Raw genomic sequence first — 15,699 nt, 5'->3', positions numbered from 1 at the left:
CAAAGAGAACGGGCCGGCAGGCGTGTGGACTAGGCCAGGGCCTTGGCCTTGAGCTGGCCGTATTCGGCTTCATTGATGACACCGGCGTCCAGCAGGTTCTTTGCGGCTGAGATCTGATCGGCCGGGCTCTGGGTTCCGGCTACGCGACGGAAGTATTCCTCGGTCTGCTGCTGCGCACTGGAGGCCACCTTGGCACTTCGCTCTGACATGCCAGCACCGCGGACAATGATGTAAATCAGGGCGGAGATGTAAGGCGTAACGAGAAGGAAGAAGATCCAGATTGCCTTGAAGACGCCGGACAGCGTTTGGTCCCGGAAGATATCAGCCACAATTTGGAACAGGAGGATCAAGTAGGCTAAAAACAGGAATGCAATGGTAATAGACCAAAAGACTTCGAAGAACTGCATTTTTGACTCCATGTGACTAAGTTGTTAACGCTCACCAACGGTGGCGCCATGGGACCAAAATACTGGTCCAATGTGTAATTATGGTGCCAGAATAGCAGCCTTGCGCACGAATTTGTCATGAATTAAGGTCACGATCTACGCACCGTAGAAACTTCCGTCACAATTGTCCTCGGCACTCTTGTTAACTAGCCTTTGCCTATGAGTGAAATCGCCGTAATGCTGACAATTCTGACAATTACGATTGTCATATTTGTCTGGAATAAAATTCCCGTAGAAATAGTGGCAATTAGTGTGGCGTTACTACTCTTCGCCACGGGAATCATCAACGTGGATGAAACATTTTCAGGCTTTGGTTCGCAGACCGTCATCCTCATTGCCGCGCTCTTTGTGGTGGCGGAGGCCATCGACGCCGCCGGCATCACAACCTGGATGGGCGGGTTACTGGTTCGTTTTGCCGGTGACAGCAGGCCACGGCTCGTCGCGCTGATTATGCTCTTTACCGCTCTCCTAACGGCAATCATTAGCGTCAATGGCGCCGTGGCGGCACTGCTTCCCATGGTGGTGGTGTTGGCAGTACGTCTGGGCAGGGAACCCGGACAGCTCCTCATGCCCATGGCCTTTGCAGCCCATGCGGGGTCCCTGCTTGTCCTGACCGGCTCACCCGTGAACATTCTGATCCTCGAAGCAGCCTTGGACACCACGGGCAAGGGTATTGGCTTCTTTGAGTTTGCCCTGGTGGGGCTACCGCTGCTCATCGGCACCATTGTGATTGCCATCTACCTCGGTCCGAAACTGCTGCCGCAACGAACCCCCGAGGACACACCCAAGGATCTCAGCGACCACCCTCGCGTTCTATTGCGCCACTACTGGCCTGACGAGCACGAACTTGCTCGCCTGCACATCCCGGCCGGCAGTAACCACGTAGGCGACCCCATTGCTGGCGTGTTGCCAGCCATTCGTGGCGGAGTCCACCTGATCAGTGTCCAGAATGCTGCCGGAAAGCCAGCCACAGAGGACACGCTCGACGCCGGCAACTACTTAGTGGTGCGCGGCACGGCCACTGACATTGCAGATTTCGCGGTCGAACACGAGATGACGGTGGAGGCTACCGGTGACCACGGGATTGCCTGCGGTCTTATCAGCAAATCTTTTGGTGTAGCCGAAGTGCTGGTGGCACCGCGGTCAAATCTTATTGGCACGAATGTCTTCCCGGGCATGGTCACCGAGAGCGGATCGCTGGTGGTGTTGGCCCACCAACGGGCAGGAAAAGTCGCCGCAGCTAATGTGCCAAACACCCAAGTAAGCCGCGTCAAGGCCGGAGATACTCTGCTCTTGCAGGGCGGCTGGCAGGAGTTGGACAAGCACACCCTGGATCACAACATCCTGCTGGTGGACTCCCCCGATGCCATCCGGCGCCAAACCGTTCCGCTGGGCCCGGGAGCCATCCCGGCACTGGTCATTTTGCTCGCCATGGTGGTCATGATGACTACGAACATTGTCCCGGCGGCCGTAGCTGCTCTTCTCGCAGCCATGGCCATGGTCCTGACCCGCGTGGTCACCATTGGCCAAGCACACCGCTCAATGGCTTGGCAGACATTGATCCTGGTCGCCGGAATGATCCCACTCTCTGCGGCAATCACCAAGACAGGCACCGCCACGTTGCTTGCCGACGGGATTGTCACGCTCACGGGAGGCGGGAGCCCATATCTGCTGCTCATTGGCATCTTCGTCGTCACCGCTGTGCTGGGGCAGCTGATCAGTAACACGGCGACAGCCCTGATCATCATCCCGATTGCCTTGTCGGTTGCCACGGAGGCGGGGATTTCACCGTTCACGTTGCTGATGTGCGTCAGCGTGGCCTCGTCCGCGGCACTCCTGACACCCATTGCAACCCCTGCGAACATGATGATCATGCGCCCCGCCGGCTATAAGTTTGGCGATTACTGGAAGTTCGGCTTGGTCATCATGGCTCTCTACGTAGCCGTTGCGGTATTCCTGGTCCCGGTGTTCTGGCCGTTCTAGGGCCCAGGTTAGGGGTTAGCGACCAGAAGGGAAGCTAACCCGGCGGTCGCCCCAGAGCCCGGACAACAGAAAACCCCCAGCCTGTAAGGCTGGGGGTTTTCTTGTGGAGTTGCGGGGACAGGATTTGAACCTGTGACCTCCGGGTTATGAGCCCGGCGAGCTACCGAACTGCTCCACCCCGCGATGTGATTATTACTTTACCGTCCATTAACCCTGGGGACAAACTGAGAGCACGTGACGTTCATCTCCTACCCCGAACCTACTTTCAGAGGGTAAGAATAAGGCCCGGCCACCGTGAGGTGACCGGACCGTATCGTGTCCTGCTTGTGGTGCTTTATTTAGCTAACGACGCCGGCGCTAGGGTGCCGCACTCGGGCTAGGTGTCGCCGTGGGCGCCGGGGTGGACGGCGTCACCGCAGCACCTTCGGCAGCCAAGGCAGCAGTGATGGCTGTCTCCAGCTTCTTCTGCGCATCACCGTAAGCGGTGAAATCGCCCTTGGCGAGTGCCGCTTGGCCCGCCTTCATGGCATCGCTGGCATCTTGGAGTGCCTTAGCCAGCGCCGGGTTGGTACTGGTGGCGGACGGCGTGGTGCCTCCGGTGCCGGAACCGCCTGCGGCGTCCGGGACCTTCGAGACATTAGCGTCGCCAGCCGCAGCACCAGAATCACCACCGAAGAGCTGATCCAACGCTTCATTCAAGGTCGCGGCGAAGCCAATCTTATTACCAAACGCCACCAACACACGCTGCAGCGTGGGGAAGGACGTTGCCCCCTTCGACTGCAGATAGACGGGCTGGACATAGAGCAGACCGCCACCCATGGGCAAGGTGAGCAGGTTACCGTTCTTCAACTCGGACTGGCCCAGCGTCAGGATGTTCAACTGATCCGACACAGTGGGATCAGTCCGGAATGTATTTTGTACCTGGCCGGGACCAGGCACCTGCGTATCTACTGGCAGCTCAAGTAGTTGCAGCTTGCCGTAATCCGGGCTCTTGACACCCTTGACATTTCCAGCATCACCGTTTGCTGCCATGAATCCATACAGCACGTTGCGGGAATCAGTTCCGGCAACCTCTTGTGGAATAAAGTCGGTAGTCAACGAGAAGGCTGTCTTCTCCGCACCGGGCATCTTCAGCGAGAGGTAGTACGGCGGCTGCTTGTCAACGGCGGTGGTGGTGGGGTCATCGGGGATGGACCAGGCTTCGGTGTTCTTGAAGAACTTGTCCGGATCGGTCACGTGGTACTGGCCCAGCAGCTCACGCTGGACTTTGAAGATGTCCTCCGGGTAGCGCACGTGGGACATGACGTCCGCCGACATTTCCGTGTAAGGCTTAACCGTGGTGGGGAAAACCTTCTGCCAAGCCTTGAGGATAGGGTCCTCGGTGTCCCAGGCATAGAGCTCAACGGAACCGTCGTAGGCATCCACGGTGGCCTTGACCGAGTTGCGAATGTAGTTGACGGAGGCATTAGGCAGCGTCGCCATGCCGTTGGTGGCAGTCAGGGAATCCGTGGTGGCTTCCTGCAACTGCTGCTGCTGCGAATACGGGTAGTAGGCGCTGGTGGTATAGCCGTCAACAATCCACTTGACCTTGCCATCAACAATGGCCGGGTAAGGGTTGCCATCAATGGTCAGGTATGGGGCCACCTTGGCAACGCGTTCTTCGGGAGTGCGATCGTAGAGAATCTGGGACTTATCGTTGACTCCATTGGTCAGCAGGAGGTCCGTTGACTGGAACTTCAGCGCGTACATGACGCGGTTGAACCAGTTACCCACGCTGGGTCCGCCGTTTCCGGAGAATGTTGTCAGCGATTCGGAACCTGTGTCTGCGGCATTGCTTGCGCTAGTACCACCTTGTGGGCGGTCCAACTCAATGGGCGCAGTTCCCTCGCCAGCCCCAACCAGTGAGTAGTCAGTCATGGACTGGCCGAAGTAGATGCGCGGCTGGTAGCTGGTGTCGGTGCCCAGCACACCCTCCGAGGGAACACCCTTCTGCATGAATTTGGGCTTGCCATCCGCTGTGACGGTATTGCCGTACGCTGCCACCATGCCATAGCCATGTGTGTAGACCAGGTGCTGGTTGTACCAGTTCTGCTGAGCCGGGTTCAGTCCGTTGGGGTTCAACTCACGCACAGCAATCACGGCGTCTTGAACCTTGCCGTCAATGGTGTACCGATCAACGTTCAGCGTTTTAGGGAATTCGTAGTACGGGCGGTACTGCTCCAGCTCGCGGAAAGTTGCCGAGAGCAGGTTCGGGTCCAACAGACGAATATTAGCCGCAGTGTCGGCGTCCTGACGCAGGGCACCGGCTTCCGCGGTGACCTTTGCGTTGTACGGGGTGACTTCAATATTGGAGAGCCCGTAAGCCTGACGGGTCATCTCAATGTTGCGCTGGATGTACTGAGCTTCCAAGTTTCCCTGTGAGGGTTTTACCTGCCAGGACTGGATGGCCAAGGGGTACAGTCCGCCGGCAACAATCGCCGTGACGGCCAGCATGCCGGCGCCGATCAGCGGCAGTTTCCACTTGCCAATGAAGGCAGCAACGATGAACAAGATGGCCACGATGATGGCAGCCGCGGCCAGAATGGCTTTGGTGGGGATCACGGCGTTGACGTCGGTGAACATGGCACCGGCTCGGAATCCACTGTTGTCCTGCAGCGTTGCGTAACGGCCCAGCCAGAAGTTTGCGCCGAGCAGCAGCAAGAACACGGCCGCCAAAATGGCAATGTGGATCTGCGCTGCACGGGAGGTGAAGATGCCACGCTCGGTCAGCCGAACGGCACCGTACAGGTAGTGGGTCAGGAGGCCGGCGATGAAGGCAATGACCGTGGCGCTAATGAGCATTCCCACCAGGAAGCCAAGGAACGGCAGGGTGTTGGTGTAGAAGCTGATGTCAAGACCGAACTCAGGGTCCGTGGAGCCGAAGGGAACCCGGTAGAGGAACAGCATCACCTTTTCCCACTGAGCCATGGCGGCCGTGCCGGCGAAGAGACCAAAGACGATCGGCACACCAATCATCACCACGCGGCGGATCGGCTCGAGCTGCAGCTGGTAGCGGTTGAGATTGTCCTCGTGTGCGTTGTCCGGGGCGTAAATGGGGCGCGCCTTGTAGGCAGCCCGGATGGAGAAGTACACCCCCACAGCCATGATGAGGAAACCGGCGATGAATATGAGAATCTTCGCGATGCGCTCGGTCCAGAAGACCTCGGAATAACCGACTTGGTTGAACCAGAGCAGATCAGTGTAAACCCCCGAAAAGATCAGCACTGCGACCACGAGCGCCGCCACCACAATGATGGTGGGCATCAATGCGCTACGTCGCTTGGGCCGGATGGAGTTGCTCGGCGGCGGGGCTGGGCGGGATGTCACTCTCTACCTCTTACTCAACTGTTGGAAAACAAAAACTGCGGGTACTTCCATAAGGGTGCCACGAACGGGTCGTGGGCCTAGTTCCGTGTGATGCGCAATCGTTACGCACCGGGAATCAATTGTTATTTGCATGTGGGCAATCCTGATCCGTCTTTACCTGAACCAATGAGGGCCACAGCGTCGTGGGCTTCTTTAAGCGTGCTGACCTTGATGACCTGCAGGCCATCTGGAATGTGTCCCACTACGTCGCCGCAGTTGGCTGCGGGGGCCAGGAAATAATCAGCGCCCGTACTGCGAGCGCCCACCAGTTTTTGGGCGATGCCGCCAATCGCACCAACGTTGCCCTCTGGATCAATGGTTCCCGTGCCGGCAAACTTCTTGCCTCCCGTGAGATCCCCGGGAGTCAGGCTGTCCATGATGCCCAAGGCGAAGATCATGCCTGCGCTGGGCCCGCCAATGTTACTCAGCGTGATCTTGACGTCAAAGGGAAACTTAAACACATTCTGAATCTGGACGCCCAGCAGGTATTTGCCTTCACTACCCAGTTTGGGAGTGAGGCTCAGTTTCTGTTCAGCATCATTTCTGCGCACCGTCAGTTGCACGGGTGCACCCTTGCCGTGCGCCAGTGCAGCCTGGATGACGCCCAAGTCAGTAACCTTCTTCCCGTCAATGGTGATCAGGACGTCATCGGGCTTCAAAATCCCTGTTGCGGCGCCGTCGGCAGGGACTGCGGCAACAGCCAAATTGCTCTCAAAGTCAATGCCCATGGCTGTCATGGCCGCGGCAGTAGCGTTCTCCTGCGAACCGGTCATGGCCGCCGAGTTCTCACTGTTGACGGCGTCCTGGCTGGTCCCGGGCGGGTAGATCAGTTCGGCCGGGTACACAGTGTCCAACGGCGAGAGCCAGGACTTCAGCGTGTCGAAGAAGTTGATGCGGCTATCGGGCAGTCCTCCTGTCATGTGGACAGTGGTCAAGGCGAGGCTGCCGGCGGCTGGCGGGAAGCTCTCGTGGCCGGAGACCGTGATGATGGGCTTGCCGTTGAAATCTGCAATGGTGTTGATGGCAGGGCCCGGGGACTCCACAACATACGGGGCGGGGATGGTCAGTGCGGCCACGCCAAGCACGAGTGCCAGCACACCCGAGATTGCCATGAGAGAGACTCTTTTGTCGCGAAAAGTTCGCGTCGGTGCGGTCGTTTCGGGTGTCTCCTGGCTCAAAGCAGTGACCTCTCCACATTCTCTCGGGTCTCGCATGTAACTGCGGGATAAACTGCGGTATAAAACGGGGTACCAACCCCCAAGCCTACTGTGTCTGAATGTGCTGTGCTTGTGCCCCGGCTGGGAGAGTGCAGTGAATCCGGGGCTCTGGCCACAGGGCGCCGCCCACCCTTTGCCTAGAGCGAACAGTGGGCCGCAACAGGGCGACAACGCACCAATGCGGCGGTAACGTGAAGTTATTCAGCGTCCACGCCAACGAACGGGCCATCATGTCTTCCACACCAGCCAACAACGACGACGAAACCCCGAAGGATCCACTTCAGGAGATGCTCGCCAATCTTTTGGGCGGGCAGGGCATGGAGGGTTTTGACCCGGCCGAACTCGCCAAGGCTGCTGGCCTTCCGTCGGATCCCAATGCGCTTGCGCAAATGTTCTCTCAGGTTCAGGCCATGATGAGCGGCTCCTCCGACACCCCTGTCAATTGGGATCTGGCCCATGATGCTGCCCGCAAGGCCGCCGCAGGCGATGACCCGTCCGTGACGCCCAAGCAACAGCGCGACATTGATGAAGCGTTGCGCTTGGCTGAAATGTGGCTGGATCCGTTTACGGACCTTGCCGCCACAGCCATTGTGGGGCGTGCGTGGTCCCGCGCCGAATGGGTTGAGGAAACCCTTGGCACGTGGAAGCGCTTGACCGAACCAGTGGCCAACAGCATAGCCTTTGCCATTTCGACGGCCATGAACGAACAGTTGCCCGAAGAGATGAAGTCCATGATGGGCGGGGCGGCCTCGATGATGCAGAACATGGGCGGGGCACTGTTCGGCATGCAGCTGGGCTCCGCCGTGGGCGCACTGGCCAAGGAAGTAGTGGGCTCCACAGACATCGGCATTCCGCTGGCCGACCTCCAGATGGCTCTCCTGCCGGCTAACGTCAAGGCCTTCGGGGAGGGCTTGGAAGTTCCCGAACAAGAGGTCCTGCTGTTCTTGGCCCTGCGCGAAGCCGCTCATGCCCGGCTCTTTGTCCAGGTTCCGTGGTTGCGCGCCCATCTGCTGGGCACCATCGAGTCCTACGCACGCGGCATTCACATAGACATGTCTCGCATTGAGGACTTGGCCCAGAACTTGGACCCCTCCAATCCCGAGGCCATGCAGTCAGCCCTGTCCGAGGGTGTCTTCATGCCGGCCCGTACACCTGAGCAAGATGCTGCCCTCGCCAAGCTGGAAACAGCGCTTGCGCTGGTGGAAGGCTGGGTTGACGAGGTGACCTTCGCAGCGGCAGCCAACCTGCCGGCAGCTGCTGCCATCCGCGAGACAATCCGCCGACGCCGGGCTACCGGCGGTCCCGCCGAGCATGCTTTCGGCTCCTTGGTGGGCTTGGAACTGCGTCCCCGCAGGCTTCGCGAGGCCTCTGCTCTCTGGGCGTCGTTGAAGGAACAGCGTGGCATTGTTGCTCGCGACGCCATTTGGGCCCACCCCGATCTACTGCCCACCTCCGCGGACCTAGACGATGCCGCAGGCTTCAGTGCTCGCCGTAGCGCCGAGGACGCCTCCGAATCAGACGTTGATGCGGCACTCGCCAAACTGCTGGACGGCGGCTTCGACGATTTCCACGCCGAAACTCCCGCGGACCGCGCGGGAGCTGGTTCAGCCGACGGTTCAGTAGAAACCGACAGCACCGACAGCGCCGAGGAAACCGACACCGACTCAGACAGTGGTTCGGACAACGGCTCAGACGCCGACTCAGGCCACGAAGACAAGAGCTAAAAAGCCCACGCCTCAAGCACCTCTACCGCCATTCCACACGGAATTTTGGCGATGTGACGGTTTGGCGATGTTCGGGTCCGGTCACCAGCGCGGCGGCGGGAACCACGGATGCACTGCTACGGCAGCCTTCTGTGGTTCCCGCCGCCGCGAGTCAGTTAACAACGCAAGCCAAATATCCCGCACACGAGCGCCGCCATTGGATCCGCTAGTGGGCGTCTTCAACACCACCGTCGTTGCCGTCATCCATGCCTGCTCCCATACCTGCGATGTTCCGAGCCGAGGCAAACGATGCCCCTTGCAGAAATGCTTGCGCAGCCTCCAGCTTCGGGTAGCCGGCCAATTCCGCCCAGAACGCAGGGCTGTGATTCGGATGGATTAAGTGGGCTAGTTCGTGCAGCAACACATAATCCAGAACCCAATCAGGCATCTCCTGCACGTGGTGGGAAATCCTGATGGTCCCCAGAGCCGGGGTGGCCGATCCCCAGCGCGTGTTTTGGTTGTTGACCCAGCGCACTGATTCCGGCTCGGCACGGGCTCCCAGATACTTGTTGGAGAGGGAAATGCTGCGTTGCAATAACGCCGCGTCACTCGCTGGAACGCGGCGCTTGCCAGCCAAGCGGGATTTGCTTTGTTCTAATTTGGCGGCCATGTGCGGCACCCAATACGCCTCGTCTTCAAGGCTGAGCCGTGCTGGGACGGCGATGACCGCCTGCCCATTTTCCCAAAAGGCAGATAGCCCGGTTTTCCGCCGTGCCGTTCTGCGGACCACGATGGGTTCCCCGCTGCTAAGCCGGTGGCGGGAGATCGAATCGCCCAAGGGTCCCTTGGTTCCCGTGCCAATGGGTCCACGACGTTCCGGGACAGACAGTGCCAGTTTCGAGGCAGCCGGTTTCGAGGCGGCCAGCGCGCTGGGTGATGGAGTTCTTGATGCTGTTCCCATACCTCGACGGTACCGCCAAGACCTGGCCCCGCGCGCACCAGTTACGTCATTCGGGGACAAGCTGTGGAGAACATCAGGCTGTGGATAACCCAAAGCAGGCTTGCCCGCCAAGTGCAATGATTTTAACTTGAGGCATCTGCCCATCAGGAATCACTGGGAGGTCATCATGACGGCTATCAATCCAGCCCTTCGCGTGGTCAGCCGCGGGAGGAGCAGCATACAGATAGGTTTGGGCCCTGGCGGCCTGATCTTGGAGGGGCTGGAAGGCCCGGATCTGGCATTCATCATGGCGTTGCGCCGGGGCATTGCCGATGCGCTGGTACTGGATCACGCCGTCGAACTTGGCGTTCCTGCCCCTCGAGCCCAAGAAATCTGCGCCATGCTTGCCACCGTGCTGTGTCAGGACGCCGAGCTGTCCACGCATGGCTATCGCGAAGAACGGCTACGCCCTGACAGGATTGCGCTGTTGGGTCTGTACCGGAAGTCGGCCAAGAAACTTTTAGCCCAGCGGAAGAAGAACGTGGTCCAGGTGGTTGGGCTGGGACGCACCGGGGCTGCCTTGGCCGGGGTCCTTGCCAATGCTGGGGTGGGCACGCTCCTGCTGGAGGACGACTCCCCCGTCACCGCAGCCGATGTGTCCCCCAGTTCCTTCCTCGTGGCCGATATCGGCATCCCCCGTTCTCTGGCGCTGCGCCGCCATCTCACAGCGCTGGATCCCGGCACTCAGATCCATATGGTGCACGACGGCGGGGCCGGAGGACCCAGCCTACGGAACCTCGATCTTGCCGTTGTGGTGGGCCAAGATGTGGCCCCAGCGGCCATCACTGCGCGTTTTATGAGCACTGAACTGCCCCACCTGGTGGTGTTGCACCGTGAACAGGACGGCACTGTGGGGCCGCTGGTGATGCCCGGGGAAACAGCATGTGCCGACTGCGTGGAGTGGCATCGCAACACAGGCGACTCGCACTGGTTGGAGATCTGCGGTGAACTGGCCGCGGGCGAAGTAGCCGCGGGCGAAGTAGCCGCGGGCGGCGGTTCGCCCGGCAAGCCGCCTGGCAGCCCGCCGAGCGGACGTGGCGGAAACCGTGGGGCTCAGCCGGCCAGCAGCGTTACAGGATTGGAAAGCACTGCGCTCTCACTGGCACTTGCCGGCACCGCAGCTACCCAGGCGTTGTTGTTCCTCGACGGAGTCAACCAACCCGGGGCTTGGTCTGCCGTCATGATGTTTCGCCCCGACACCGGTTGCTGGACGGAACAGGTTTTCAGTGCCCACCCCGAGTGCGGTTGCCAGTGGCAGAATCAGCCAGCAGCCACAATTTCCAGGACGGCTTCGCCATAACGTTCCAGTTTGGCGGGCCCCACTCCGGGCAGTGCCGACAGCTCCTCCAAATCAGCCGGAGCTGCCTCGGCGATGGCCATCAGCGTGGCATCGGTAAACACCACAAAGGCTGGCACGGACGCGGAGACCGATTCCTTCAGACGCCATTCACGCAACTGCTCAAACACTGCCTCGTCGTACCCGGGCGGGCAATCGGGACAGCGCCCTACCTTGCGTTCGGCCCCGGTGTTCAGGATCTTCCCGCAGACTCTGCACACTGATGGGCCCACCACCTTGCGTGACTTGCGGGTGGTAGCCATGCGCGGGCCCGTCGCAGCACCGCCCACAGAGTTGGGCCGCAGGCCATCCAGGAATCGGGAAGGCTTGCGATTCGCCCGGCCGCCCGGAGTACGTGCTGTTGACCAGGAAAAGTTCAAGTATTCCCGAGCACGGGTAATGCCCACGTAGAGCAGCCGGCGTTCCTCATCCACTGTCTCCGGGGTGTCCGCGAACGAGATGGGCATCAAGCCTTCGCTGAGGCCCACGAGGAACACGGCATCCCACTCAAGGCCCTTGGCTGAGTGCAAAGAAGCGAGCGTGACGCCCTGGACGGTGGGTGCGTGCTGGGCCGTGGCCCGCTCCTGCAGTTCAGCCACAAAGTCAAGGATGGAAAAAGTGTGCTCGGGGGTGCTGCGGGAGATCACCAGCTCATCGGCCAGGGCCACAATGGCGCTCAGAGACTCCCACCGTTCCCGCACGGCACCGCCCGTTTTGGGCGCTTCAGCTTGGTAGCCGAGGTTGCCCAGTACATCCCTGACCAGTTGGCTCAGAGATTCTTCTTCGGCCGCCCGGGAGGAGGCGCGCAGCTGCAGCATGGCGTCGCGGACTTCCTTGCGGGCGAAGAACCGCTCACCGCCACGCAACTGGTAGCCCAGCCCGGCAGCTGTCAAAGCCTGTTCATACGCTTCTGACTGGCCATTGGTCCTGAACAGCACGGCAATCTCGCTGGCGTGCGTGCCGTTGTCCACCAGCACCTTGATTCTGGCGGCGACGGCAGCCGCTTCAGCCTCGTCGTCGCTGCATTCCATGAATTCCGGAACCGGGCCGGCCGGGCGCTGGGCCACGAGTTCCAACGGCTTGGACCAGAGCGCATCGGCTTCCAAGCCGCCACTGCGCCGGTTGGCCAGCAGATTGTTGGCAAGGCCCACCACTTGCGGTGTGGAACGGTAGTCGCGGACCAGCCTGACTACGTTGGCTTCGGGGAAGCGTTTGGGGAATTCCAGCAGGTGCCTGGGCGTGGCGCCCGTGAAGGAGTAAATGGTCTGGCTGGCATCGCCCACCACGCACAGTTCATCGCGGCCGCCCAGCCACAGGTCAAGCATCCGCTGCTGGAGCGGGGAAACATCCTGATACTCGTCCACCACAAAATGCCGGTACTGATCCCGCACGGTGGCAGCCACGCGCGGATCTTCCTGCAAGATACCCACGGTGATGAGCAAGACATCCTCAAAGTCAATGAGGTTTCGATCCGCTTTCACATCTTCATAGCCCTGGAAGAGCCGAGCCACAGTCACCTTGTCCAGGCCTCCGGGTTCGCCGCGATCTTCGGCCTTGATGAGGTATGTTTCCGGGGTCATCATGGAGACCTTGGCCCACTCAATTTCGGCAGCCAGGTCCCGGATGGCAGCCCTGTCTGTGGGCAGCCGGAGCCGGCGCGCGGCCTCGGCAATAATCTGGGCTTTGTGTTCGAGTAGGCCAGGCAGTTGACCGCCGACGGCGTGGGGCCAGAAATACTGCAGCTGCCGTAACGCTGCGGCGTGGAAGGTGCGGGCTTGGACAGTGCCCACGCCCAGATCGCGCAGCCGGGTACGCATTTCTGCCGCCGCCCTCGCGGTGAACGTCACGGCCAGGAGGCGGTTCGGGTTGTAAACCCCGGTGTGCACACCATAGGCAATGCGGTGTGTGATGGCGCGAGTCTTACCGGTGCCGGCTCCGGCCAGCACGCACAACGGCCCGTTCAAGGTGGTGGCGACGGTGCGCTGTTCCTCGTCCAGACCAGAGAGGATCCGTTCTTCTGCCGTGTGTTCATCCATCACCGGCAGTCCTCGCTGGCTGGGGTCAAAACTCATGCGTGTTCACCTGGTTCCACAATTTTCCCGCCGTACCAATGCTCAATCAACTCCCGCGCAATGGAAAGCCGGGACGAAATTACTGCGTCCCCCGCGAGGACGGCCTCCTGCAGCTCCGCCCTGCCGAACCAGCGGGCCGCCCGTACTTCACTCAGATCGGGGGTGGCGACAATGTCGTCCGTGTAGCCAATGAATCCCAGCATCAAGGACCGAGGGAAAGGCCATGCCTGGGAGGCGAGGTATTTCAGAGAATGCAGGTGGACGCCCACTTCCTCGGCAATTTCACGCACCGCACCTGCTTCTGCGCTCTCGCCGCCTTCTATGAACCCTGCCACGGTGGAGTATCTGTTTTCTTCCCAGGCAAAGTTATTGGCAAGCAGAATCCGATCGTCGGCTCCCACGATCGCAACGATCGCAGCCGGGTCGGTGCGGGGAAAATGTTCTGATCCGTCGTGGCCACAGCGGCGCATCCAGCCAGCGGTCTGAATTTCGGTGGGGTTGCCGCACCGAGGGCAGAAGGCGTGTGTGGCATGCCAGTTGGCAACGGCCTGAGCCTGAATGAAAATCTCCGCATCGGCACCACCCATGTGTTCTGCGGCCGCACGGTAACCAGCGAAGGTGCTGCCCTCTGGCACCCAAGCCAACTCCCCGACGTCGTCCGGCAGTGCCAGCAGTACCAGCGCCGTTCCCGCGGCAAGAGCATGACCGCGTCCGGGCCGCACCCTACCCAGGTACACCTGCAGCGTTCCGACCGGCAGCTGGTGGGGCAGCCCCGAGGCATCGAGGTAGGCCAGCAAATCGAGGCTGGCACCGGCCATCAAGGCCTTGCCGCGGTGGAAGATCACAACCTTGTGGGCTGCCTTCGCAAGCACTGATTCCATAAACCCGGGTTCACTACGCTGCTCGCATTCACGGTCAAGCACAGCGTCAGGGGAAAGATTGGGTTTGGTCATGTTTCTACCGTACGCATGCGCCGCACATTTATACATTCCGCAGCACGTGATTGTGGACAACGTGGCTCCTGGATGCGAGCCGTGCAGGAGTATCCGTACAGGACTTCTCGCGACTCGCCGCCTCAAGGAAGCAAGGTTTAGTGCCTTCGCGTTCTACGGTGGAGGAGTGAGAAGAATGACTGCAATCGAACTGGCCGCCATCGCCAGCGCCGCCGTGCCCGGACTCAACGTCACAGCGTTTGGCCCGGAGCCCGACCATGCAGCCGATTTCTGCTCCGCTTTGCTGGTGGACTCGGAGAATCGGCGCTGGAGGGTTCGTTCACCGCGCCATGCCGAGGCCAGCACGCGCCTGGAAACTGAACGGCAAGTACTGCGCGCCTTCACCCCTGCCATCCGGGCCGAGCTGCCTTTCCTGCTGCCCACCGTGGCCGGGACCGTGCGGCAAGGCGAACTCATCACCTTTGTGTACTCCCATATTCGGGGAAAGGCCTTCACGGTAGAGCAACTGGCTGCCGGAGGTGCTTCTTTGGCCATGGAAATCGGGGCTGCCATTGCAGCCATCCATGATCTCCCCCAGGAGCTCGTGACCAATTCTGATCTCCCCAGCTATACCGCCAATGAATTCCGCCAACGCAAGCTCAATGAGCTTGACCAGTCGGCCACCACAGGCAAGATCCCCCCATCTCTGCTGCGCCGTTGGGAACACGCCATGGAAGATGTGGCCTTGTGGCGTTTCAATGCCTGCGTGGTCCATGGCGATCTCCACGAGGACAACATTTTGATCCACGGCGATCAGGTCTCCGCCGTCAACGGCTGGACCGAGCTACGCGTGGGCGATCCCGCCGACGACTTTGCGTGGCTCGTTGCTGTCGATGACCCTGATTTTGTCGACACGGTGCTGCAGGCTTACGCCGGTTCCCGCCATGAAACCCCTGATCCGCATCTGCTGCGCAGGGCTGCCCTGAGCGCCGAGTTTGCTCTGGCGCAGTGGCTGGTCAAGGGCTACGCCGCCGACAGTGCACGCATGGTGGAGGATGCCGAATCCATGCTGCGCACCCTCGAAGCCGACATTGCCGAGCACGGCGGCCAACCCATCAGCGTCGAGCCCACAAAGGCACCCGTTGCCGAAGTGGTTCCCGAAAAGAACACTCCTGTTGCAGCTGCCGCGAAGCTTGGCGCCCCTACCCCAGTGAAGGCAAACAACGCTGTTGCTAGTGCCTCCGCCGGTAGCGGAGGTGCCGAAGCCGTTGCTGGTGCCTCCGTCGCTAGCGCCGTTGCCGACGCCAGCGCTGCCGACACTGCGGGGACCACTGCTGGTGCCACAGCCGGTGCCGATTCGGCTGACTCAGAGGACTCCGCAGATACCTCGAACTCTTCAGGCGATGCTAGCGATGGCGGTGCCGCTCCCGGGGAAGTTTCCAGCACCAAGGCCAGCGACTCCTCTGAAGACGCCGGGGTTAGTGACGCCGGCAATGCTGAGGCTGGCAAGACCGCTATTGCCGGGTCCCCCGAGGACGTCGACACCACGGCGTTGAAGGTCATCCCCACCACGAAGTAACTGGCACACCAGCTGCCACCCCTCTT

10 protein-coding genes and 1 tRNA gene are annotated in these 15,699 nt (G+C 60.6%); 4 read left to right on the top strand and 7 right to left on the bottom strand.

Translation table 11 applies throughout. The annotated features are described in order from the left end of the window. Positions 1-29: 29 nt before the first annotated feature. The gene (locus AS189_RS06730) at positions 30-407 is read right to left on the bottom strand and encodes an SHOCT domain-containing protein (RefSeq protein WP_062286863.1); all 378 of its coding nucleotides are present in this window, start codon (positions 405-407) and stop codon (positions 30-32) included. A gap of 198 nt (positions 408-605) precedes the next feature. Here AS189_RS06730 and AS189_RS06725 point away from each other — a divergent pair, with 198 nt between their 5' ends. After that, positions 606-2,429 (top strand): SLC13 family permease, encoded by a 1,824-nt coding sequence (locus tag AS189_RS06725; RefSeq protein ID WP_082634128.1) that lies wholly within the window; start codon positions 606-608, stop codon positions 2,427-2,429. 109 nt (positions 2,430-2,538) lie between these two features. On the opposite strand, the gene AS189_RS06720 is transcribed toward AS189_RS06725, so the two are convergent. From AS189_RS06720 to AS189_RS06710, 3 genes are all read right to left on the bottom strand, one after another. After that, positions 2,539-2,612: transfer RNA gene (locus AS189_RS06720), tRNA-Met, on the bottom strand. 174 nt (positions 2,613-2,786) lie between these two features. Next, complete coding sequence (locus AS189_RS06715) at positions 2,787-5,732, bottom strand: UPF0182 family protein (RefSeq protein WP_062286861.1); 2,946 nt, start codon at positions 5,730-5,732, stop codon at positions 2,787-2,789. A 185-nt stretch (positions 5,733-5,917) separates the two neighbouring features. Beyond that, entirely contained in the window at positions 5,918-6,946 is a 1,029-nt protein-coding gene (locus AS189_RS06710; protein WP_062286860.1) for a YlbL family protein, read from the bottom strand. 335 nt (positions 6,947-7,281) lie between these two features. Between AS189_RS06710 and AS189_RS06705 the strand changes: the two genes are divergently transcribed. Continuing rightward, positions 7,282-8,775 (top strand): zinc-dependent metalloprotease, encoded by a 1,494-nt coding sequence (locus AS189_RS06705; protein ID WP_062293136.1) that lies wholly within the window; start codon positions 7,282-7,284, stop codon positions 8,773-8,775. Between the two features lie 205 nt (positions 8,776-8,980). Here the strand turns inward: AS189_RS06705 and AS189_RS06700 are convergent, their stop codons facing one another. Continuing rightward, on the bottom strand, positions 8,981-9,715 hold the full coding sequence (locus AS189_RS06700; protein WP_082634126.1) for a M48 family metallopeptidase: 735 nt from the start codon (positions 9,713-9,715) through the stop codon (positions 8,981-8,983). A gap of 166 nt (positions 9,716-9,881) precedes the next feature. On the opposite strand from AS189_RS06700, the gene AS189_RS06695 reads away from it, so the two are divergent. After that, the gene (locus AS189_RS06695; RefSeq protein ID WP_082634125.1) at positions 9,882-11,054 is read left to right on the top strand and encodes a ThiF family adenylyltransferase; all 1,173 of its coding nucleotides are present in this window, start codon (positions 9,882-9,884) and stop codon (positions 11,052-11,054) included. On the opposite strand, the gene AS189_RS06690 is transcribed toward AS189_RS06695, so the two are convergent. Together AS189_RS06690 and nudC are read right to left on the bottom strand one after the other, a co-directional pair. Then, positions 11,015-13,162, bottom strand: a complete 2,148-nt coding sequence (locus tag AS189_RS06690) for an ATP-dependent DNA helicase UvrD2 (RefSeq protein ID WP_082634124.1) — start codon at positions 13,160-13,162, stop codon at positions 11,015-11,017. The genes AS189_RS06695 and AS189_RS06690 overlap by 40 nt on opposite strands. Continuing rightward, positions 13,159-14,115 carry an NAD(+) diphosphatase gene (gene nudC / locus AS189_RS06685; RefSeq protein ID WP_160320796.1) on the bottom strand — a complete coding sequence of 319 codons (957 nt, stop codon included), beginning with the start codon at positions 14,113-14,115 and terminating at the stop codon, positions 13,159-13,161. Before nudC ends, AS189_RS06690 begins: the two co-directional genes overlap by 4 nt. A gap of 175 nt (positions 14,116-14,290) precedes the next feature. On the opposite strand from nudC, the gene AS189_RS06680 reads away from it, so the two are divergent. Then, positions 14,291-15,673: a macrolide 2'-phosphotransferase gene (locus tag AS189_RS06680; protein WP_082634122.1), complete on the top strand. Its 1,383-nt coding sequence runs from the start codon at positions 14,291-14,293 to the stop codon at positions 15,671-15,673. The last annotated feature ends 26 nt before the right edge of the window (positions 15,674-15,699 follow it).

Origin of the sequence: Arthrobacter alpinus (assembly GCF_001445575.1) — a bacterium.
GTDB classification, from domain to species: Bacteria; Actinomycetota; Actinomycetes; order Actinomycetales; family Micrococcaceae; genus Specibacter; species Specibacter alpinus_C.
This window is presented reverse-complemented; position numbering and strand designations above follow the sequence as displayed.